This window comes from Rhodohalobacter sp., assembly GCF_041686455.1.
Classification (GTDB): Bacteria; Bacteroidota; Rhodothermia; order Balneolales; family Balneolaceae; genus Rhodohalobacter.
On sequence record NZ_JAWLDW010000042.1, the window covers coordinates 1 to 21,614 of the forward strand.

Consider the following 21,614-nt stretch of genomic DNA (forward strand, 5'->3'; position numbering starts at 1 on the left):
CTTCTCTATTCCACCTGATTTAAAATACTCAATCCATACCGAGCTGTCGATAAGCACTTTATACCTGGACATCAGCTTCGATCTCTGAGGGTATCCAGGTCAATATCCAGGTCCAGAGTTCCTTTTTTGGCAATCAATCGTTTACGTTTTACGCGATCAATTTCAGCCTGCAATGCATCCTTAATTAGCTGACTCTTTGTTTTTGCACCTGTTGCCTTCATAGCTTCATCAATTAGCTCCTTGGGTATTTCTAAAGTGGTTCTCACAATATAATATGCATTAATACATAATTTTATATGCATATTACTTTACGTAGTGATGAAAGTCAAATAAAGGGTTCTGGTTGGTATGTGAAGGACTTGGCTTCCAAAGCTATATAATTATGGCGCAGGATGGCTAGAGCGAACAGTTCGTCTGGCACACCGTTACCGGTGGAAACAGTAACGGGCATGGGCATTAATTTTACTCTGATTGATAACTAAAAACCCTCCAAGGGTTCAGAACCCTTGGAGGGTTGAGGTAAAAGGTATTCAATCTTAAACGGCGGGCGGGGAGAGCTGTCCGGTGTTTTTTGATTTAATATTTTCTGCTTATTGCAAACTATAGGTTTTCAAGATCATCAAGATCTTTATATCTGCCGGATGCTTTTTTATTTTTCTTCAGGTCTTCAAGAGAAATGGTTTGAATATCAACACCATCAATTAAAAATGATTTTCTTTTAGGATAACAATCAGTGAATGTTAAACCGGTAACAGAAGTAATGATATCAATTCGGTTGGGCGGGTATCCCAATTGAATGATCTGATCATCTTTGGTGAAATCATGGATAGTAAGATTTAAGCTTCCAAATCCAAACCGATCGAGAACCTCAACTAAGCGAATTGCATTTTCCTCGGTTGGGTTAATCCAGAAATCAATATCACCGGTATATCTTACATATCCGTAAAACACTACGGCATATCCACCTACAAGCAGATATTCAACTTTCTGATCGTTTAATAATTTTGCAAACTCTTTGAACTCCTTGCTCAGCATCTATCCCTTTTAGTTTCATGTATTGTTTACGCAGTTGTTCGAGTGCTGCAAGCCGCTCCCCCGGCGTTTTACTGCGCCAGTACTCCCGCTCGTCTTTGTACTGCTGTGGGTCTTCGAGGTGATATTTTTTAACGTATTTTTCCATTTATAATACCTTAAATATACAAAATCACCATAACATAAACGATCACAGGATTGATTCACGTTAAACGGTTGCAGTTTAATCCAGCCGTAAAGAAACTCACACATATATCAATAAGGAGAATCAGTAATGGATTATATAGATAAAAAAGAGAAAGAGATTACTAAATCCTGTGAAACAGAAGATTGGATTACTTCCGGAGAAAAAATAAAGGAAGAGATCAGGCAAGCAGCCAAAAAAAGCACGCTTAAAAACAAACGGATCAACATTTGCCTCACTGAAAAAGACTTTAAAGATATTCAGGTTAAAGCAATGGAAGAGGGTATTCCCTATCAGACACTTATTTCAAGCATCATCCATAAATTCAATAAAGGGGAATTGAAAACAGATTCGGAATGATCATTTCAAACCCTCCAAGGGTTTGAAAACCTTGGAGGGTTGAAGTAAAACGTATTCAAACTCAAACGCCGGGCAGTGAAAACTGTCCTGACCCTGATCTTGTAATACTTCGTTATTGGAGTTCATCGATTAAAATACCGTAATTCAAATGGTAGGTTTCATTAACTTATACGATAAATAGACCTCTTTTAATTTTATTAACTGATTCTCAAAAAATGAATTTTTCCCCACAGGGTATATTCTCATCACTTCTTTTCACTCTAATTTTTTCAGTTGCTTGTGGTGATACCACAACTACCTCTGAGCCGGAACCTGAGCCTGAAGAAGAGCAGGTACGTGAGGCAGTAGAAATTGAAAACGCACAATGGCCAATCAGCCGTAATCAGGAACTTAATAGTGATTTATCCTATGCCCAATACGGTCCGAGAAGTCTCCCAAGCGGCTACGATTTTCATGCAGGAATTGACCTACCCGCATCACAGGGTACACCGGTCTATCCTGTATTACCCGGAGAAGTGGTTCAAACGGATACATGGAGTGGGTCAGGCAGTGGAGCAGGGAATGCCGTTACCGTAAAACATGCAGATACTCTTGCTACCAGCTATCTCCATCTGAATGAAATAAGAGTTAATGTTGGAGACTGGATAAACAGCAATGATATTGTGGGGACTGTGGGACAAACCGGAGCTAGCTATAATCATCTGCATCTGGGTTATTTTGTTAACCTGCCAAATCCGGACAGAAGGGATGAACGCTACAGTAAAAATCCGCTTGAAATTCTCCCTCATGAAGAACCCGGTGACATCCTATATACATTCAACGAAAACGGACATATAATCCTCGATATGCCACTACAAAGCATGACAGCCAATTCTATTGAACTGTCTGGAAACAGTGAAAACAGGAAAGCTGACTATTACGAAATTGTTTCACTTGGCAGCAGCAACAGAGATGAGCAAGTTCAGTTTGGAATATATTTTAATGCTGAAAGAAGAACAGAGGATCATCAGCGCTTTAATCTAATCGTAAATCCAGAGAATATGGACTTTATACCCGAAGAAATTATCATCAGGGATTTCCATGAGGATATTCTTTTAGAGGCATCACGAGATCAATAAAACAAAGTAACTTCTCTGATACCCTCCAAGGGTTTTTTATAAATATATTCACATGCTCAGATAAACCTGACGGGTCTCAAAGACCTTTCAGGTTTGTTTTCGATTCTCTCCGCATTTTTTCTATCAACACTATTTTTAATACAGATTCATTCTCAACTACGAATCATATAAATTGATTGTATTATCCATCAATCAAATCTTTCCAATATGAGATATAAAATTTCTATTCTGCTCACCGCTTTTCTGATATTATCTGTCAGTTTCGCGTATGGGCAAACCCAAAATATACTAGAACAGCTCGAAGAGGTTGCCATCATCGATCAAAAAGTCATGATGCCTATGTCTGACGGAGTGCGATTGGCAACCGATATCTATCGGCCCAAAACAGACGAACCGGTACCGATAATTTTTTCCAGAACTCCCTATAATTTTAACTCCTACCGAAACGGCCAGCTGAATACCCGAACACTTAACTCGGCACTGCGGGCCGTTGAGAAAGGTTACGCCTATGTAGTTCAGAATGAACGAGGCCGATTCTTCTCCGAAGGAGACTGGGACATCCTCGGCACACCGCTGACCGACGGTTACGACGCTTTTACCTGGATGGCCGATCAGGAGTGGAGCAACGGAAATATCGGAACGCTTGGCTGTTCATCCACGGCGGAGTGGCAGATGGCTGTGGCGGCCATGGATCACCCCGCACACGCCGCGATGGTTCCGCAAGGGTATGGAGCCGGAGTTGGGCGAGTCGGTGAGTTTTATGAGCAGGGCAACTGGTACAGAGGCGGTGCCGGACAGATGCTATTTACAGCGTGGCTCTACTCTACGCAGCACGATCCGATGGCGCCAAAACTTCCTCGAGGAATTTCTCAGGAGGATCTTCTAAGACTACAGCGTTTTTATGATATGTCCCCCACCTACCCACAGGTCGACTGGTCTGAGGGACTCCGACATTTACCCATTGAAGATATCATTGAAAATGTAAACGGCCCCGAGGGAATTTACGAGGAGATGATTACCCGTAAACCGGATGATCCCCAATGGTATGAAAGCGGCCTTTACCACGACGATATGGATTTTGGCGTGCCAAGTTTCTGGTTTGTCTCCTGGTATGATGTGGGTGTAAGTCCCAATCTGGCCCTTTTTAATTACGTTCGTGAAAATGCCTCCGATCCGGACATCCGCGACAACCAATACCTGGTTATTGCTCCTACCCTTCACTGTGCCTATACCCGGGCTACAGAAGAGACCGTAGTAGGTGAACGAAATGTGGGGGATGCCACCCTCAACTACGAGGAGATGATCTACGACTGGTTCGATTATTGGATGAAAGGTGTAGAAAATAACATCACTGAAGAGCTTCCCCGAGTTCGTTACTACACCATGGGCTCCAATGAATGGCAAACCGCCGATCAATGGCCTCCCGCTAATGCAGAGATGACCACATTCTATCTGAACAGCGGTGGAAACGCCAACACAAGAAATGGTAACGGATCCCTCCAAAATGAAGCACCTGATCAAGACAAACCGGACACATTTACATATGACCCAATGGAGCCTGTTCCCTCTTACGGCGGAAACGTATGCTGTACCGGGAATGCTGTTCAGGGCGGAGCTTTTGATCAGCAGGAGATGGAATTGCGGGATGATATCTTGGTCTACACATCAGAACCGCTGGAGGAAGGCATTGAAGTGAGTGGTTTTATCGAGAGTAAGCTATACTTGTCATCAGACGTAAAAGATACGGATGTAACCATCAAGCTGATTGATGTTTATCCGGATGGAACCGCATACAACCTTGACGAAACAATTCAGCGGGTTAGATACCGTGAAGGTTACGACAAATTGGTGTTTATGGAAGAAGGAAATGTTTATGAAGTGAACATGACTCCGATGTCGACCAGTAACTTTTTCAAGGAAGGTCACCGGATTCGAATTGAGGTTTCCAGCTCTAACTTCCCTCGTTTTGACCGAAATTTAAATACCGGTGGAAATAATTACGATGAATCAGAAGGGGTAACAGCTACGAATAACATTCACCATTCGAAGGAGTACCCGAGTAGTATTACGCTGCCGATTGTTCGGAACTAAGTATTGTTATTAATAATCTGCCCTAATTTCCCTTCTTAAAAAGGAGGGGATTTCAGATCTCCAAATTTGCCGAAAGTTTAAAGACATAAAAAAGGCTCTGTGAATTTAATCACAGAGCCTTTTTTAATTTTGGTAACCCTTTGTTCTGAACGCAGTCTGCTTTTATATGAATAAAAGAAGTCCGGTTACAACTGACTTTGGGTTAATTGTTCTGGTCCTCCCAGTTAGTTTCGCTTGTTGGACGAGCTAATTGAGTAAATACTCTTCCGTATCGATTTGGAATTTCATCCAACCGATCGTAGCGACGAGCATCAATCCAACGATGACCGCCCTCTGCCCAAAGTGAATATCTTCTTTCAAAAAGAACCTGATCGATAATCTCATCTTCAGTAGCCAAAGCAACCGATGGTAAATCCCAGGTTCCACGAATCAAATTGATGGCTGAAGTAGCATCTGCAAAATCGGAACCCTGCCCTCTTTGTGCCAATGCTTCAGCATAGATCAGAATCAACTCCTCATTGCGTAAATAAGGGATTGGTGAGGTATTACTCTCAAATCGAGCATCCTGGTATTCTGCATCTTCGGGAACATTTGAATTCGACACCGGAGCGGTTCTTTGAAAGAACTTATTTTCAACGCGTAAATCACCGGCTTCCGCATCTTCAATCATGGAAGGATGAACAACCATAATCTGGTTCGTATTCGCATCAAGAGGATAAAACAGCGGGTTAAATGAATCCGGTGGATTTCCGTAAACATGCGAAACGCCACGATTCATACTCTCCTCTCCGGCTGTCAAATCCAAAAAGGAATCATCAAGAGCATCCAATGCTCCCGTGAAGTCTTCTGCATAAATAGAGGCTCGAGCCTTAATAGCTCGGTTCACCTGCTTTAAGCCATCTGTTGTTGCAAACTCACCAAAACCTTCCGTCAGGCTAAATGGCAACTCAGCCGATGCACTGTTCAGATTACCATAAGCTTCATCCAATAGGGATAGAATTCTATCAAGCGCAGCATCATAACTCAGGAACGGTCCCGGATTAAGCGGATCAGCCACATCAATCCGAATTCCGTTTTGATATTGTCCGTTTAACGGAATCAGATATTGAAATGCTTGAATCGTTTTTGCAAATCCGAGATAAGCATTGGCTTCAGCCTCAGACACAGTAGTTGTGTTCTCCACCGATTCGATCAACAGATTTGCCTGCTTAATTGCCTGATAAGGAGTATTGTAAGTCCCACCGGAAGCAAAGAAATTTGGATACGGCTCTGTTATGGTTTCCTGTCCCAACCAGTCAATGGTGAATCTCGGATCAGAAGCAAAGAAGTTCCATGTTTCGCGGCCGAATGACCCAAAGAGCTGTGTGGTGTTTGCCACATATCCTCGATGCCGGCTTTCAAGACCGGTAACCATATTTTGTAATTCACCGCGAGTCGCATCATTTAACACGCCGGCTGAAGACGGATTATTGGGGTCAATAACCTCCTCCACATCAAGCAAATCACATCCTGTAGTCATTAAAAATGACAACAGTACTATAGAAATCGTCGTTAAGTAGTGTTTTGTTTTTAACATAGTAGTCATTCTTAAAAGTCGAGATTAATATGGAAGAATACTCTTCTTGCACTTGGATACGGTGTCACTTCCACAGATTGCGAAACCGGTTGCGCGCCAAAGTTCGATACTTCAGGATCATAACTGCTGTAATCTGAAAAGAGCAATAAGTTTTTGCCTGAAACACCAAAACGCATACGCTGAGCGTTGAAGAAGTTTGACACAACCTCACTGGGAAGAGTATAGTAAAGACCAACTTCTCTCAGTTTGATGTAGGAAGCATCTTCCACAAATTGACTTGGATTAAATGGACCTCTATCCAAACCATTAGGAATACCGTCTCCATCGTCATCAGCACTCCAATCCGGTGTATTTCCTCCACCGTCTAACAGAAAGTTTGTCAGGTTAATATTATCTCCCCCTTTTTGGTACTGTAATAGGAAACTAAATTCGAAGTTACCTAAGAATGAGAATTCATTATACCAGGACATCTGATAATCAGGCTGCGCGTCACCGTAAAACGTAAGATCAGGGTCCTGCGGATTACCTACAATTGTAGTTGGGGAAAATCCTTCACGAATCAGATACTGACCCAGTGACAGTCCAAAAGCTCCGGTATCGTAAGAAGGAATATCCAGACGTGTTATTTCTGAATCATTACTCCAGTACATCAACCTTGTCAACCAACTCAAGTTGTTGCTTCGATAAGGAGAAGCGGTTAGTGCCAGTTCTACTCCTTTGTTTTCAAGTTCTGCGGCATTTGTAGCAATCGCTGTAATACCTGTTGAGGATGCGGGAGTAAGGTCAAGAATCAGGTCTCTTACATTTTTGATGTAATAGGTTGCTTCAAGACCAACTCTTCCATTAAAGGCACTGATGTCGGCTCCAAATTCAATCTCACTGGCTGTTTCCGGTTTAAGATTCGGATCAATTGCCCGGGTAGAAATAACGGATCCAAGTCCACCGCCGATATTTACACCGCCAAGAGCTTCGAACGTATTCCCAAATTGTGCTTTACCTCCGGTTTCGCCGTAAGCTGTTCGAAGTTTCAGGAGTTCAATCTCATCCACGTTCCAAAAATCGAAGCTTGTAAGATTTACAGCTAAAGAAGCTTTTGGAAACGGATAGAATGTATTCTGTTTGGCATTCAATGTTGATTTATCAAACCGTACACCCAGAGTTGCAATAATTCTATCAGCCCAGTTGATCTCTTCCTGAGCAACCAAACCAATTTCCGAAACTTCCTGGAAAACCTGAGAAAATACAGACTGAACCTGTGCCTGATTCAGGTTTGTTTGTCCGGGCGCAAGTCCTCGGCCACGGTTTAACAATCTGTTTGACTCCTCATACAAACGGGTATATCCAATCTGAGTGTTGAAGTTGAAGTCACTCACATCAACATTGTAAACCAGAAATGCCTGCATGTTTAGGTTAAAGTTATCCTGCTTACCGTGAATCACATCACCCGGTGTAGAACTGGCCTGCTGAGACTGAAAAAATTCAGGAAAATACACCGTGGAGTTTGCATTCAAATAATCCAAACCCACCTGAGTATTAAATCTTAGAAAGCTGTTGTCATCACTATAAAGATTCGCATCCAGACGAACACTCTGTAAGAAACGGTTTACTAACTGATTATTTTCCGCATTATCGCGCAAATTATATGGATTCTCAGCAAAATATGGATTATTCGGATAGAGACCGTTTTCATCAGGTCTGAGGTCGAAATAACTCGGAACATATGCAATATTATACCCGATACTTCCGCCTGTCCCATTCTGATTACCCGTAAAACCACGATCAGAATCAGTTCTGATGTAATTAGAGTTTGAGGAAACAGAAATATTATTGTTAATCGAATGATCAAGGTTTAAACGAATATTGTTCCTGTCGAAACCTGTATTTTTGATGATCCCCTCTTCTGATTGAACTCCGGCACTTACGTAAAATTGGGTTCTTTCATTTCCACCGGAGGCACTAATCTGGGTATTGCTAAGCAGGCCATTTTCGCCATAAAATTCTTCTTCATAGTCGAGAAGATTTCCGTTCTGTCTGAAAAGAGCTTTTTCATCCTCAGCTCTTTGGCCACTATAAATCAGATCAATTTTATCTTCACTCCATTCGTCAAAACCAAGAAGGTTTAAAGCGCTTGTAAAACCGACGTCTTGCTTTATACTTACTCGTGTTTCACCGGCTTGTCCTCTTTTTGTGGTTATTACAATAACACCGGCATTGGCACGGCCACCATAAATAGCGGCAGCAGATGGACCTTTAAGCACTTCAATGGATTCAATATCTTCTGGATTCAAATCTGAAATACGGCTTGCCACATCATCCTGAGAAGAACCACCGGCACCACTGACGGATGATCGTCCGGTTGAGATAACTGTATTATCCACATAAACACCATCAATAATATAAAGTGGTTGGGATGAGCCGGAACCTAACGTTGAAATACCCCTTAGCTGTACATTGCTTCCACCACCGGGTGAACCTCCGTTTGCATTAATATTTACACCCGGAATTTTACCGGACAAAGAGTTATCGAGTGATGCCCCGATTGTTGTTCCGGCAAGTTCTTTTCTGGAAACTGTAGAAACCGCATTTCCAAGGTTACTTCGCTTAACATTTGAAGCCAGACCTGTTACTACGATCTCTTCCAATCGGGAAATATCCTGCTCGATCTCAATTTCAATCTCGACGATCGAATTTCCATTTCTGTTTACTTCTACGTTTCGGGTTATATATCCAATGTAGGTTACTTGCAAATTAGCTGAATCTCCCGCTATGTTTAACGAAAATTCACCATTAATATCAGTTGCTGCACCATTTCCGGTTTCTGTTTCTACCACAGTAACACCGAATAACGGTTCATCGCTCTCAGCATCGATAACTGTCCCGTTCACTGTAAACTGTGCAAATGCACTGCTGACCGTGAAAAAGGAGAACAGAACGATACAAAAAACTCGTTTGTATAGATTTTCCATAGGTTATTATTTATTTATTTGTTTGCTGTTTTGAGCAGTAAAAGAAAAGGCGGAAACACACGCATTTTTTACCTTCAACTATTTAGCCAAATCAAATTTAAACATCAATGGTGTTTTTAAATCTAATTTTCAGCTTACTTTTACATCTCAATTAGCTGTAAATCCATGAATTTAGGATTTAATTTCAAACCTTTCCTCTTGTAATTTTGTATAATTAATTAAAGCTATTTTTCACTTTATTGAGCCTCTAATCCCAATTAATCTCTCTTTTACTATGAAAAGATCCGAGATGCTACATGCAGTAAAGCAAAAGCAAGGTTACTTTGATATGATCATTATCGGTGGGGGAGCAACCGGTTTGGGAACCGCTGTTGATGCGGCATCTCGCGGGTACAGCACCCTGCTTCTTGAGCAGCACGACTTTGCAAAAGGAACATCGAGCCGTTCCACAAAACTGGTACATGGCGGCGTTCGTTATCTCCAGCAAGGGAATGTTTCACTGGTGCTTGAAGCGCTTCGGGAACGCGGACTGCTTATTCAAAATGCACCTCATTTAGTCCGCAATCAGTCATTCGTTGTCCCCAACTACGATTGGTGGGAAGGGCCGTTTTACGGCATTGGGATGAAAGTATACGATATGTTAGCCGGAAAACTCGGACTTGGACCCTCAAAAAATCTCTCGCTCGAAAAGACTATCGAACAACTCCCAACACTAGAGAAGGAAGGCCTCCGAGGAGGTGTGATCTACTATGACGGTCAGTTTGATGATTCCCGTCTAGCCATTAATCTGGCTCAAACCGCTGTAGAGCACAAAGCAGCCATGATTAACTACGCAAAAGTAACAGAGCTTCTGAAAACCAACAACATGGTTGATGGGGTGCTATTTACGGATCAACTTAGCGGAAAAGAGTTTAAGGTAAATGGACGGGTTGTTGTAAATGCAACCGGAGTTTTTACAGACAACATTTTAAAAATGGATAATCCCGACAGCAAGCCAATGATCGCTCCAAGCCGGGGGGTACACATTGTTATCGACAGCGAATTTTCTCCCGGTAAATCGGCCATTATGGTACCTCATACCGATGACGGGCGTGTTCTTTTTGCTGTTCCATGGAATGGTAAACTTGTGCTGGGAACTACAGATACACCTGTTGACAAACCGGAGCTTGAACCGAAAGCGATGGAAGAAGAGATCAATTTTATATTAAAGCATGCGGCTCAATATCTGACCGGCAATCCTACACGGGATGATGTTCGAAGTGTTTTTGCAGGTTTGCGCCCCCTGGTAAAAGCCGGAGGAGATGGCAGCGATACCGCATCCTTGTCTCGTGATCATACGCTAATCGTTTCAAACAGTGGATTGGTAACCATCACAGGCGGAAAATGGACCACATACCGTAAAATGGCTCAGGATACGGTTGATCAGGCAGCTACTGTTGCAGGTCTCAACATCAATGAGTGTGTAACGGAAAACATGAGAATTCACGGTTGGCTGAAGAATACCGATCACTCTGATCCGCTTCATCATTACGGTTCAGATCGTGTGGAGATTGAAAAACTTATCAAAGAAAAGCCGGAGCTCGGTGAAAAACTCCATGAGCGGCTCCCATACCTGAAAGCTGAAGTTGTTTGGGGAGTGCGAAATGAAATGGCCATGACTGTAGAGGACATCCTGGCCCGGCGAACCCGTGCTTTACTACTCGATGCAAAAGCCAGTGTTGAGATGGCTCCCGAAGTTGCAAAACTTATGGCTGATGAAATGGATAAAGACAGAGAGTGGCAAAAAACTCAAATTTCAGAATACGAACATATAGCTTCAGCATATATTCTTTAGACGAAACCCCCGCCACTTTGATCGTTAATCGGAAATGAGATGAGCAGTTCCGTACCGAACTTTTGTCCATTCTGAAGTTTGTAGGTTCCACTCAGTTGTTTGGTTAAGGTCTCTATAAGAATGAGACCCATCGAACCGTTTGCCTCTTTATTAAATCCTTCCGGGAGCCCGACACCATTATCGGCTATTTTGATATGTATATCCCCATCAGTCAGCTTCATCCTAATTGTGATCTCTCCTTTATCCATGCCTTTAAACGCGTGCTTATAGATATTTACAATACTTTCGTTAAGCAGCAATGAGATTGGAATTGCTTGATTCAATGTCACCAATATGGATTCACAGTCAAAAAGTGTTTCAATTTTCTTTCTTTTTGTGTGATAGGTCTTCTGAATTTCTCCAACCAACTCTTTTGTGTAATTCGCAATATCTATATCTACAAAATTCTCATTTTGATACAGTTTTTCATGAACCAATGACATCGATTTGATCTTCAGCTGGCTATCCTTCAAAATTTCTGCTGTACTTTCATCTTGCGTATTCCAAACCTGCATTTCGAGCAATCCCGAAATAACGGCCAGATTATTCTTTACTCTGTGATGAATTTCAGAAAGCATTACATCTTTTTCTTTCAGGGATTCACTTATTTGCCGCTCTGCCTCTTTCTGGTCGGTTACATCTCTGGCTACATAAATGTGCTTACGTTTTCCATCCTGGTCAAAAATTTCAGTGTGTGTAACTACAACCGGGATCTCTTTTTGAGACTCTGTTTTCATCATCCATTCATCCACAACAGGCTCATCCAAATCGTTTTGAGAATATGTTTGATCCAGTTCATCCCGTTTATCAGACTGGAACAGCTCAAAGAAAAACTCCCCCTCCAGTTTATCGGCTTTAAATTCAAGCGTTGATGTCACGGCGTGATTAACCAGTTCAATACGGTTGTCCTGGTCAGTTACAATCAGCATATCTCCCATCGACTGTATGACATTATTCATATAGCTTCGGGACACCATACTCTTACTCAGATTCTCAGCCATTGAGTTGAAAGAAGAGGCAAGATCAGCAAGCTCATCCTTTGTATTGATCTGAATTCGTTTTGAAAGGTCGCCTGAACCCAGTTCATCGGCCGTACGCTGTAATTTCTGAATTGGTCTGGCAATCGAACGGTACACGATAAACGTAAACACAAGAGCAATCAAAAATGCGAGAAAGGTTACAAAGATTATTTGACGAACCGTCGTATTTGCCCGACTTTCCAATTCCGCCAGTTGGTTGTTCACCCGATCATTAAAAAGGGATCTCAACTCCATCAACGAAGGCAGGACTGTATTTCTAAAATATGGTTCTACGGTTACAGTAAATATTTCATTTCCAAAATTCCCTTCCTCGGGATTTACAATTTGTCTGGTAAGTGAGTTGTAATAATTAAAAGAGGTTTGCAGCGAATCAGCCAGCTGCTCTATTTGGATGACAAATTCATCGAAATCTTCCTCTTCAGCAATATTACTTTTTGAACGCTCCAGAAACATCTGGAAGTCCGTTTCAAAATTGTCCAGGCTTCTCTCCACAACACGCCTCGACTCCCTGATTTGAGCTGTTACAGAGATGGAATTATCACCTCGTTCACGCTTGTCTACTTCTGTAAGATAATTTCTGGTATAGAGAAGGGAGTTCTGCAGATCTGATGTCAAATCAGATAGAGTTTGAAGCTGACTAGAAGTTAAGTCACTGGTTTCTATTAGCTCATTTTTGACAGCATTGCCCAAATAATACGATAAACTCCCAGTGATTAAAACAAGGAGAGCAATCGAGAAAAAGCCCGCTAATAATTTTGTGCCAAGACGCATTGAAAAATTATTTATTTACCATCTTGGTCAGTCTAAAAGTCACTCTTTGCTGAATGTAATACATTTTAGAGAGAAGATTCAGAAAATATTCTACTTTAGATGCAAAGATATTTTAACCAAGATATTAAGTTAATGCCCCGATTCATAAATATTGACGTTGTTGCTGACAAAATCAGTTTTCAAAAGTAATCTATATGGAAAGGTTACTCAAAACTTTTGAGTTGCAACATCACTACTTCTTAATATCGGCTAATCTCTTCTATTTTCTCAATAATTTTCTCCTCCGACGGCAATACTGAATTCATCAGACCCACATTATATGGCATCGGGATATCCGGCATAGTCAATCGTTGAACAGGTGCATCCAGGTATCTGAACAGTTCATTTGATATGGCAGAAGCTATTTCAGCTCCAAAACCGGCTGTTTGGCTGTCTTCATGAACAATGAGACATCTGTTGGTTTTTTTTACGGATTCAAATACCGATTCCTTATCCCATGGCGAAATTGTTCGCAAGTCGATTATGTCCATGGATATGTCAGATTTTTCTGCTGCAGCTTCAACCCTTTCACACATCGCTCCCCATGTTACGATAGTAATATCTTCTCCCTCCTGAAGTTTATTTGCCTTTCCGAATGGAACAACAAAATCATCTCCCGGATATGGCCTTCGGGCATATTTAGAATCCAGCAAATTTCGGTGTTCGAAGAAAATTGTCGGGTTATTGCTTCTCATCGCCGATCGAAGAAGCCCCACGGCATCCTGAGCATTACTCGGGTAGGCAACCTGCCAGCCGATCATATGTGCAAAAAAGACCTCATTCGACTCACTGTGCCAAGGATCACCACACTTTGCAAAACCACCCGGCATACGAACAACCATAGGAGCTGCAAATTTATTCGCCGTTCTCCATCGGATTGTACCTGTATTTTTAAGCTGCTCCGTGGCTGGATCAGCGTATTTCCTGAATTGGATCTCAGCTACCGGCATCAACCCTGCATAAGCCAGGCCTACTGCACGCCCGATAATTCCTTCTTCAGACAGACTTGTGTCGAATACGCGATCTCCACCGAACTTGGTCTGTAAACCCATAGTTGCGGCATGCACTCCACCTTTGGCTCCAACATCTTCACCAAAAACCACAACCTTGTCGTTGATATTGAGCTCATGCTCCATTGTTCTGCGAACTCCTTCAACAATGTTAATTCTCTGCTTCTCAGGTGATGGTTCCTCAGTGGAATCCGGAAAATCAAACCTTTCCTTATATAAACCGCCAACCTCTTGGAGTTCATCTCCATTTTCATAAAGCGCGTATTTCGTAACACGATTTTTGTCGGGATCGGGGCGATTCCAGGCATCTTCTGCGGCCTTTTTAGCTATTTCCCGGTTTTTCTCTTCCAGTTCCTTCCACTTCTTTTCGCTGATTACTTTTGGAACCATATACTTCTTCAAAGTCTTCAGCGGATCATTCTTTTTCTCCTTATTCAGCAGATCATCATCTTTGTACGCTTGATTATCCTGATAAGAGTGCCCATTCAGTCTGGGAACAGTCAAACGCAAAAGAGCCGGACCTTTTCTCTCCCGAGTATATCCGGTTGCTTCCGTAATTAATGAGAGAGCCTCCTCCGGATCAGTGCCGTCACCGTCAAAAATTCTAAGGTTTTTAAAAGAGTAGAGATTGTTGGCAATATTTGCACCCGGAGTTTGCATATCGCTGGTTACCGAAATTCCATACCCGTTGTCTTCGATGTAAAACAAAACGGGCAGATTCAGTGTAGTAGCCATGGTTAAGCAAGACCAAAATCCATTTGTGGCAACAGATCCGTCTCCGCCTAGAATCACCGAAATCGCGTCCGAGTACTCATCTTCCTCCAAAACATTTTTCCGATACTCAACAGCCTGTGCCCAGCCGGCTGCCGGAGTATACTGCGACCCAACATCACCGGCCATTGGCAGAACCGTTACACCTTCGTTACCCGGCTTGTTACAGACAACACCAATATCCCGACCGTCACTGTAACCGCCCGATTTGGCCATTCCGGATGCAATGGCATCTTCAGCGTCAAGTCCAAGCGTAAGCATTAGCGGTCGAGAGCGATAGTATGCAGAAGCTGCATCATTGGGTTGATCCAGTTGCATTCCCAGAAGAATCTGGCCTAATTCATGTCCCCTGGCAGAAAATTGATAGAGTATCTTTTTATCGGGAACCAATTCTGATTCTTCAAGATCATCTATTGCCCTGGAAAGAAGGAGTGTATCGGCAACCTGTAGCCAGTCAATCTTTTTTTTCGCGTCTTTCTTTTTAGCCATAACTTCGTGCTGATCTACTGCTTAAAAATTTGTTTAAAACTTTCTTCAAAATGGTCCATCTCTGATGGTGTTCCAATCGTGATTCGTACACACTGAGGAAGCCCAAAAGCGTTTATGCGTCTTAAAATAACACCTTGTTCCAACATTTCCTGAGTAAAGTCGATCGCTTCCTCTTCAGAGTCTAAAATCATCATAACGGAATTGGAAATTGATTTTTCGTACTTAATATTGTGATCTTCAAAAAATGAGTAAAGGCGCTCTCTACCCTTTTTTACTACCTCAGTACTTTTTTTTAGAAAATCCAAGTCATCATACGCAGCCAGTGCAGCTGCCTGAGCCGGAGCGGTAGGCTCAAACGTGAGTTTTGTTTTTAGCATCTGTGTAATGAGTTTTTCATCGGCTATCGCATAACCGATTCTGAATCCGGCCAGCCCGAAGGCCTTAGAGAATGTTCGCAAAATAATCACATTCTGCTTACGGTAATCCATTGCCGAAAGGAAGTCATCTACTTCTTTGGCATATTCAAAATAAGCTTCATCAGCTATTAAAAGTACATTTTCAGGAATACCGTCAACCAATTTCCTGTACTCATCCGATTTTAAATATGTACCTGTTGGATTATTGGGATTGGCCAGATAGACCATTTTTGTTTTTCCATCAATGGCATTGAGAATTCCATCCACATCAAAACGATAATCATCGGTTACCGGTATTTTCTTTAGCTCTATTCCCCGTACACCGGTCTGTACAAAAAAACCTACGAAGGTTGCGTCTGCAGTAATTGCATTTTCATCATGTTTAAAGAAGGTTCTGCACAAAATCGATATGATACTTTCAGAACCTGCAGCAAGAATTACTTCAGACTCTTTCACACCATTACGATCGGCAATTGCTCTCCTTAGTTTACCAGCTATCGGATCAGGATAGTCCTGTATCTCTTTGATTGACTCCAAAACAGCCTCTTTTACTTTTGAACTGCAGCCCAACCGGTTTTCGTTTGAAGCCAGTTTAGATATTTTTTCCAACCCATACTCTTTTTTTACTTCTGCTATGGTTTTCCCGGCAACGTAAGGTTTAAGCTTTTTGATATTGTCCGGTAGTAGTTCATCAATATTCATGGCGATCAATCCAGGTGATTCTTATTCAAATTGATTATTTAGGTACTGTGCGTCCCTATCAGCAATAAACAGTCTTATTTCTTCATATGCACCGAATTCAATCTAATGCAATTTTGTTAAAGCCACGTAAAGAAACAAAAAAAGCGCTTACAATGACAATTTTTTAAAACAGATGAGATAATCTATTTTTTGTAAGCCAATCATAAACTTTAAAAAGTTAATAAGGCAACGATCTGACAATCAAAGCCCATAAAATAATTTGAAAATGTCTAAACGAATAGTAGTAACCGGAGCCAGCAGAGGTATAGGAAATGAAACGTCGAAAAAGTTGGCTGAAATGGGACATGAAGTACTTGTCATTTCCCGTTCTAAGAAGTTACTAAACCAACTTAAGGAAGAATATCCAAATAACATTGTACCACTTTCCCTGGACATTACGAACAGCTCCGCCGGAGAAACAATTGTTCAATATTTACATAAAAACGACCAAAAAATTGATGGATTGATCCATAATGCAGGTGTCTTAATCAATAAACCTTTCATAGAACAAACCCGAGCTGATTGGCAGAAACAGTTTGAAGTGAACCTTATGGCCCCTGCACTATTAACAAAAGATCTGCATGGATTTTTCAATAAGGATTCTCACATTGTTACCATCAGCAGTATGGGAGGTTATCAGGGAAGCAGTAAATTCCCCGGCCTTTCGGTGTACAGCGCAACAAAAGGCGGTCTCTCTATCTTAACTGAATGCATAGCTACAGAGTTTTCTGATAAAAAAATATCCTGCAACTCTCTCTGTCTGGGTGCAGTACAAACCGAAATGCTTGAGCAGGCGTTTCCGGGAATAGAAGCTCCTGTTGAACCGGAAGAGATTGCAGATTTTATTTCTGAATTTGTCTTAAGCGGTCATAAATTCTATAACGGCCAAATTTTACCGGTTACTCTTGGCGACCCCGGTTAGAATTTAAACTGTTTTAGAGACCGAATATTGGTAAATTCAGCTAATCTATTATCACATAAAATTCAAGACGATTCATGAAGCAATTTACCCTGTTGATACTTTTTTTATTTCTCCTAACGGTCACCGTTTCTGAAAAATCTTCCGCTCAAACCGGACAGCTTCTTGGAGGAAATGTCTTAAATGGCGCTCTAACAGGTACTGCATTGGGAGCAGCTACAATGGGCCTTCAGAATAGCAGCGATTTTACACCGTTACGCATCGGTCTTGGATCTGGAATTTTAGCCGGTGCCGGAGTTGCAGTTTACGACATTGTAACTCTGCCTCAGGGGCAGGAGTTCTTCATTTCGGGCATTTTTAACGATGGAAATAATTCATCTGTCATCGTGTTACTAGACACTTTTTATGGAGCTGCCGGAGGAGCAATTTTAGGGTCGGCTGTGATGCTTATTGGTAATAAACCGATTGTTGACGGCCTCCAGTACGGATCATCAATCGGTGCCTGGGCAGGATTTGGCCTTGGCCTTTTTGATTCGTTCTTCTATGCAGAGCGAAATTCAGATTTTGTCTCTTCCAATCTCATAAACAGAAGTTCCCTGATAGAAGTTGACCGTGAACGATTTAGTGTTGGTATGATCAGTCCGGATATTATCGCAAAAAAAACATTGAACAGAGAGCAACTCAAATATGATTTTGCGCCCGTACTGAATATGGTCTCGTTTCAGGCTCAGTTTTAACTCCAGTTCTATAGAATATTTACTGATGGAAGCTCATCCTTATCAAAGGATCACTAATACTTTAACTTAGAAAATGATCATCAGTTTAAGTACTTGAGACACCCCTCTTTCTCTCCCCTTTTTAGGGGAGAATTTTTCAAATCAATACAGAACTTGCACTGATTTAGTCACTTAGAACGGTTCTCAATCCTCAGGGTCAAAATCTACTGAAGCCATTGTTCCATCTTTCTCTTCAGCAGTAGCAAGTGTTTTGATAAGTTCCCGAACAGTGTTCACATGTCCTGAAAGAGACGGATTAACTCCATCACTTAAATAATACCACGCTTCCGGAGGACTTCCCATTCTTTTGCCGAGCGGATCAACGATATAGCCTGCTTTACCCAACAATATTTGGCGGATTTGAGACAAATCTTTCTCATTGATTTCAAAATCAAAAAGCTCCATTTCATCTAAAAGGCCGGGAATAACGGGTTGGGGTGAGATCCATATTGGAGGATTTTCTGTTACCGTTTTAATCGCGTCTTCAATCGTAGCTAGGTTTTCCCATGTTTCAGAAAGTGGATGCAGCGTCCGATTAGGCATAAATGCCGGACGAATTGTATCGAATGTACCTAAACTCACAATTACCCAGTTCGGTTCATGTGAGAGTACGTCACGATGCATTCTTCTGAGAGCTTCAGAAGTTGTATTATTCGCAATGCCGGCGTTAACAAAATTAAAATCGGCACCGTCAACATAGATATTCAGAACATTCTTAAATATCTCGAACCAGCCCTGTAAATCATCCGTTGCTGAGTCACCAAAAGCTACAATTGTGTCATCTTTATTAAACGGCAATTCGTCCAGCCAGTCAGAGATGTCACCTTCTTTTAAAAGTTCCAGAGCAGCATCCTTAGCGTTCTCAGAGAAATGGTTTCTAAGCTTTTCTAAATCCTTTTCATCAATACCCATCAAACCGGCTATAGCCTTGTTGTCAGTAATTCCCGGAAGAAGAGGAAAATGTTTCTCAATATTTAAAAACTGAAGCAGATACTTTTCCAGCGCTTCCTTTTCTTTATCGGTTGCTTTATTACTCATAATCTCTATTCAAAAGTTTTTTAGTTAATTTAGACACTCCGCTAACGGCACTCTCCTGTATGTGAGTCCAGCCATCATAAGAATACAGCTCCGGTGTACCCGGGTCCACTAAGTACTTATTTATATTTGGCCGGGTGTAGTCTGTGAGACCGGCTGCCGGATATACGGCCAACGAAGTCCCCACTACAATAAAAAGATCTGCCGAAGATACCTTTTCTGCTGCTAATGAGACCATAGGAACCGGTTCGCCAAACCAAACTACATTAGGTCTTAGCTGTGTGCCGTCCGGTGCTTCATCACCAATTGAAATGGGCTTATCACCCATATCTACAATAACATCAGGGTCTTCTTCACTTCGCGCTTCCCTTAGTTTACCGTGCAGATGGATCACGTCACTCGAACCGCCGCGTTCGTGCAGATCGTCCACGTTTTGAGTAATAACTGTTACCTGATACTCTTTTTCAAGATCGGCTAAAGCTTTGTGAGCAGGATTGGGTTCAGCACTTGCAGCCTGTTTTCTTCGGATATTATAAAAGTCGAGTACTTTTTCCCTGTTTCTGTACCATCCTTCAATAGAAGCTACCTCATTGATGTCGAACCCTTCCCACAGTCCACCCGCATCTCTAAACGTGGATAGTCCGCTTTCAGCACTTATTCCCGCACCGGAAAGTACAACAATATGTTCAATAGGCTTACTTGGCAATGATTGATAGTTTCTGATCAATAACTACACATTAACATATTTAAGCCAGCTGCTGTTATCGCTGTAATCATCGAGTATCGATGGCTCTTCATTATTTTTGAATGTACTCACTAAAGAATGAACCTCTGAACTCAAAACCTTCATGCTATTTGAAATCATGCTGGAGTTAAATCCTGTATTGCCAAGTTTCAGGGTCATTTCCATAGAAACAATTCGTCCGATAGCTCTTCCCAACTGAACTAACTTTCTTTGTGGCAATTGATTATCAATATTGAAGTTTAATACATCTTTAAAATATTCCGCAGCATTTTCTGTAAGTGAATAACTGCTTAGAAATTTATAAAGATTCGTCTCTTTACTTTTCTTCATCATTTTAAGTACAGACTCTGTGATCTGTTGATAGAGAATATCATTTGATCCTTCAAATATCTGGAAAGGCCTGCTATCAACCATCGCTCTACCTGCTATATGATCCAATCGATAACCCTTTGCTCCTACAAGCTGCATTAACGACTGAGAAGCTTCATGCATATAATCAGTCACAACAGACTTGATTGAATTGGCTGCCACATCCATTCTGGACGTATTTTTTTCCAATGGAACATTGGTACTTGTAAAATAGCTCATTGCTGAACTTACCGTAAAATAGGACTGTAATTGTGCCAGTCGCTCTTTCACTTGATCGTAGTTAAATAGGCTTTTTCCACCTACCAATCGAGATTTACAGTGATCCAGTGCCTCGTCTAACATTCTTTTCAAATGGCCAGTACCCATGCCTGGAAATTGTAATCTGCTTCGATGCAAAATATCGAGCATCATCGTTACACCCGTTGTATTTGGCTCTAATCGATGGGTAGCAGGTACATCGATGTTCACCCTATTTTTTCCATATGGAAGCATATAAAGACCCAGATTTTTATAATACTCAAGAACTTCAATACCGCCATTGGAACTGTCATGAATAAAAAATCCAATATCTCTTCCAAGCTCACCATCCTTATCTAAACCACGCGCGGTTATCAACCAGTAATCAGCCCAACCTGTTAAACCGGCCCAGTGTTTTAACCCATCTATTGAGTAAGAATCATTTTTTTCGTTGTAATCGAAACTGGTCTTCATTCTCAGTGCATCCGAACCGTAATCAGGTTCAGTTATCATTAATCCGCCCATATTCTTTTTTTGAAGAAATCTTTGAAAGACAGATTTTTGAGCTTCTTCCTTACCATAATTAGCTACAGGTTGCAGAAACAAGGCACCGTTAATACCCATCATTAGCGAAAGTGGCAATGATTGATATGATGTAGTTTCCAGCATGGAGAGTGCTTCGCCGGTTATCGCGCCTCTACCATTATGCTCTTTAGGTATAAATGTTGATAATGGATTCTGTTCGAGCACTTCACGTAATACGTAAGGGGGTATTCCGCGAGTAGCTAACATTTCGTCTTCATCATTTCTTTCACTGAATAGTTCGGAAAGTTTTTCTTTATAGTCCGATAAAAATGATGATATATCTTTTTTGATATTCACGGTTTGAGCTAAATTATATTCCACTGTTATACTACTTATGTTAAAGATGGGTTTCTATGTTCGAATATAAACAATACCCACACAAAAACCATTTCGTGGGAGGTGGAGAGTTTTGGGATAAAAAAAAGCCCCTGAGCGCGAAGCGCTGAGGGGCTTGGAGTATAAAGATGAGGC

General features: G+C 41.6%; 17 protein-coding genes. 6 read left to right on the forward strand and 11 right to left on the reverse strand.

The genetic code is table 11. From position 1 onward, the window contains the following. Window positions 1–71: 71 nt before the first annotated feature. The 3 genes from ACESM0_RS06930 to ACESM0_RS06940 all read right to left on the reverse strand — a co-directional run bounded on the left by ACESM0_RS06930 (window position 72) and on the right by ACESM0_RS06940 (window position 1,180). Window positions 72–302, reverse strand: a complete 231-nt coding sequence (locus ACESM0_RS06930) for a type II toxin-antitoxin system VapB family antitoxin (RefSeq protein ID WP_372904969.1) — start codon at window positions 300–302, stop codon at window positions 72–74. A 298-nt stretch (window positions 303–600) separates the two neighbouring features. Then, on the reverse strand, window positions 601–1,035 hold the full coding sequence (locus ACESM0_RS06935; RefSeq protein WP_372904970.1) for a DUF6036 family nucleotidyltransferase: 435 nt from the start codon (window positions 1,033–1,035) through the stop codon (window positions 601–603). Next, window positions 980–1,180, reverse strand: coding sequence for a hypothetical protein (locus ACESM0_RS06940; protein ID WP_372904972.1), 201 nt, complete (start codon window positions 1,178–1,180; stop codon window positions 980–982). Before ACESM0_RS06940 ends, ACESM0_RS06935 begins: the two co-directional genes overlap by 56 nt. Before the next feature lie 126 nt (window positions 1,181–1,306). Here ACESM0_RS06940 and ACESM0_RS06945 point away from each other — a divergent pair, with 126 nt between their 5' ends. The 3 genes from ACESM0_RS06945 to ACESM0_RS06955 all read left to right on the forward strand — a co-directional run bounded on the left by ACESM0_RS06945 (window position 1,307) and on the right by ACESM0_RS06955 (window position 4,785). Then, window positions 1,307–1,576 (forward strand): antitoxin, encoded by a 270-nt coding sequence (locus ACESM0_RS06945; protein WP_372904974.1) that lies wholly within the window; start codon window positions 1,307–1,309, stop codon window positions 1,574–1,576. 215 nt (window positions 1,577–1,791) lie between these two features. Continuing rightward, on the forward strand, window positions 1,792–2,694 hold the full coding sequence (locus tag ACESM0_RS06950; protein ID WP_372904976.1) for a M23 family metallopeptidase: 903 nt from the start codon (window positions 1,792–1,794) through the stop codon (window positions 2,692–2,694). Window positions 2,695–2,901: 207 nt separating this feature from the next. Then, window positions 2,902–4,785 carry a CocE/NonD family hydrolase gene (locus ACESM0_RS06955; protein WP_372904978.1) on the forward strand — a complete coding sequence of 628 codons (1,884 nt, stop codon included), beginning with the start codon at window positions 2,902–2,904 and terminating at the stop codon, window positions 4,783–4,785. 202 nt (window positions 4,786–4,987) lie between these two features. On the opposite strand, the gene ACESM0_RS06960 is transcribed toward ACESM0_RS06955, so the two are convergent. Continuing rightward, the gene (locus ACESM0_RS06960) at window positions 4,988–6,361 is read right to left on the reverse strand and encodes a RagB/SusD family nutrient uptake outer membrane protein (protein WP_372904980.1); all 1,374 of its coding nucleotides are present in this window, start codon (window positions 6,359–6,361) and stop codon (window positions 4,988–4,990) included. 11 nt (window positions 6,362–6,372) lie between these two features. Next, a complete protein-coding gene (locus ACESM0_RS06965) occupies window positions 6,373–9,327 on the reverse strand; it encodes a SusC/RagA family TonB-linked outer membrane protein (RefSeq protein WP_372904982.1) in 2,955 nt (984 codons plus the stop codon). A 274-nt stretch (window positions 9,328–9,601) separates the two neighbouring features. Between ACESM0_RS06965 and ACESM0_RS06970 the strand changes: the two genes are divergently transcribed. Continuing rightward, the gene (locus tag ACESM0_RS06970) at window positions 9,602–11,161 is read left to right on the forward strand and encodes a glycerol-3-phosphate dehydrogenase/oxidase (protein WP_372904984.1); all 1,560 of its coding nucleotides are present in this window, start codon (window positions 9,602–9,604) and stop codon (window positions 11,159–11,161) included. Here ACESM0_RS06970 and ACESM0_RS06975 read toward each other — a convergent pair. From ACESM0_RS06975 to hisC, 3 genes are all read right to left on the reverse strand, one after another. Further along, complete coding sequence (locus tag ACESM0_RS06975) at window positions 11,158–12,855, reverse strand: histidine kinase dimerization/phosphoacceptor domain -containing protein (protein ID WP_372904986.1); 1,698 nt, start codon at window positions 12,853–12,855, stop codon at window positions 11,158–11,160. The two genes, ACESM0_RS06970 and ACESM0_RS06975, sit on opposite strands and share 4 nt — an antisense overlap. A gap of 395 nt (window positions 12,856–13,250) precedes the next feature. Then, window positions 13,251–15,320 (reverse strand): transketolase C-terminal domain-containing protein, encoded by a 2,070-nt coding sequence (locus ACESM0_RS06980; protein WP_372904988.1) that lies wholly within the window; start codon window positions 15,318–15,320, stop codon window positions 13,251–13,253. 14 nt (window positions 15,321–15,334) lie between these two features. Next, entirely contained in the window at window positions 15,335–16,438 is a 1,104-nt protein-coding gene (hisC, locus tag ACESM0_RS06985) for a histidinol-phosphate transaminase (protein ID WP_372904990.1), read from the reverse strand. A 265-nt stretch (window positions 16,439–16,703) separates the two neighbouring features. On the opposite strand from hisC, the gene ACESM0_RS06990 reads away from it, so the two are divergent. Beyond that, window positions 16,704–17,399 (forward strand): SDR family oxidoreductase, encoded by a 696-nt coding sequence (locus tag ACESM0_RS06990; protein WP_372904992.1) that lies wholly within the window; start codon window positions 16,704–16,706, stop codon window positions 17,397–17,399. Window positions 17,400–17,473: 74 nt separating this feature from the next. Further along, window positions 17,474–18,133 (forward strand): hypothetical protein, encoded by a 660-nt coding sequence (locus ACESM0_RS06995; RefSeq protein ID WP_372904993.1) that lies wholly within the window; start codon window positions 17,474–17,476, stop codon window positions 18,131–18,133. Window positions 18,134–18,316: 183 nt separating this feature from the next. Here ACESM0_RS06995 and ACESM0_RS07000 read toward each other — a convergent pair whose 3' ends face one another. Genes ACESM0_RS07000 through ACESM0_RS07010 form a run of 3 tightly spaced genes read right to left on the reverse strand, consistent with a single transcriptional unit; the run spans window position 18,317 to window position 21,464 of the window. Further along, entirely contained in the window at window positions 18,317–19,210 is an 894-nt protein-coding gene (locus ACESM0_RS07000) for an SGNH/GDSL hydrolase family protein (protein WP_372904995.1), read from the reverse strand. Then, a complete protein-coding gene (locus ACESM0_RS07005; protein WP_372904997.1) occupies window positions 19,203–19,913 on the reverse strand; it encodes an SIR2 family NAD-dependent protein deacylase in 711 nt (236 codons plus the stop codon). The genes ACESM0_RS07000 and ACESM0_RS07005 overlap by 8 nt, the downstream gene beginning before the upstream one ends. A gap of 24 nt (window positions 19,914–19,937) precedes the next feature. After that, a complete protein-coding gene (locus ACESM0_RS07010; protein WP_372904999.1) occupies window positions 19,938–21,464 on the reverse strand; it encodes an acyl-CoA dehydrogenase family protein in 1,527 nt (508 codons plus the stop codon). Between the last annotated feature and the right edge of the window lie 150 nt (window positions 21,465–21,614).

Excerpts from the sequence above, each read along its gene's own strand:
- ACESM0_RS06970 (WP_372904984.1), top strand. The coding sequence starts at position 9,602 with ATGAAAAGATCCGAGATGCTACATGCAGTAAAGCAAAAGCAAGGTTAC.
- ACESM0_RS06955 (WP_372904978.1), top strand. The coding sequence starts at position 2,902 with ATGAGATATAAAATTTCTATTCTGCTCACCGCTTTTCTGATATTATCT.
- ACESM0_RS06995 (WP_372904993.1), top strand. The coding sequence starts at position 17,474 with ATGAAGCAATTTACCCTGTTGATACTTTTTTTATTTCTCCTAACGGTC.
- ACESM0_RS06990 (WP_372904992.1), top strand. The coding sequence starts at position 16,704 with ATGTCTAAACGAATAGTAGTAACCGGAGCCAGCAGAGGTATAGGAAAT.
- ACESM0_RS07000 (WP_372904995.1), bottom strand. The coding sequence starts at position 19,210 with ATGAGTAATAAAGCAACCGATAAAGAAAAGGAAGCGCTGGAAAAGTAT.
- ACESM0_RS06950 (WP_372904976.1), top strand. The coding sequence starts at position 1,792 with ATGAATTTTTCCCCACAGGGTATATTCTCATCACTTCTTTTCACTCTA.
- ACESM0_RS06945 (WP_372904974.1), top strand. The coding sequence starts at position 1,307 with ATGGATTATATAGATAAAAAAGAGAAAGAGATTACTAAATCCTGTGAA.
- ACESM0_RS06960 (WP_372904980.1), bottom strand. The coding sequence starts at position 6,361 with ATGTTAAAAACAAAACACTACTTAACGACGATTTCTATAGTACTGTTG.
- ACESM0_RS06935 (WP_372904970.1), bottom strand. The coding sequence starts at position 1,035 with ATGCTGAGCAAGGAGTTCAAAGAGTTTGCAAAATTATTAAACGATCAG.
- hisC (WP_372904990.1), bottom strand. The coding sequence starts at position 16,438 with ATGAATATTGATGAACTACTACCGGACAATATCAAAAAGCTTAAACCT.
- ACESM0_RS06930 (WP_372904969.1), bottom strand. The coding sequence starts at position 302 with ATGCATATAAAATTATGTATTAATGCATATTATATTGTGAGAACCACT.
- ACESM0_RS06965 (WP_372904982.1), bottom strand. The coding sequence starts at position 9,327 with ATGGAAAATCTATACAAACGAGTTTTTTGTATCGTTCTGTTCTCCTTT.
- ACESM0_RS06940 (WP_372904972.1), bottom strand. The coding sequence starts at position 1,180 with ATGGAAAAATACGTTAAAAAATATCACCTCGAAGACCCACAGCAGTAC.
- ACESM0_RS06980 (WP_372904988.1), bottom strand. The coding sequence starts at position 15,320 with ATGGCTAAAAAGAAAGACGCGAAAAAAAAGATTGACTGGCTACAGGTT.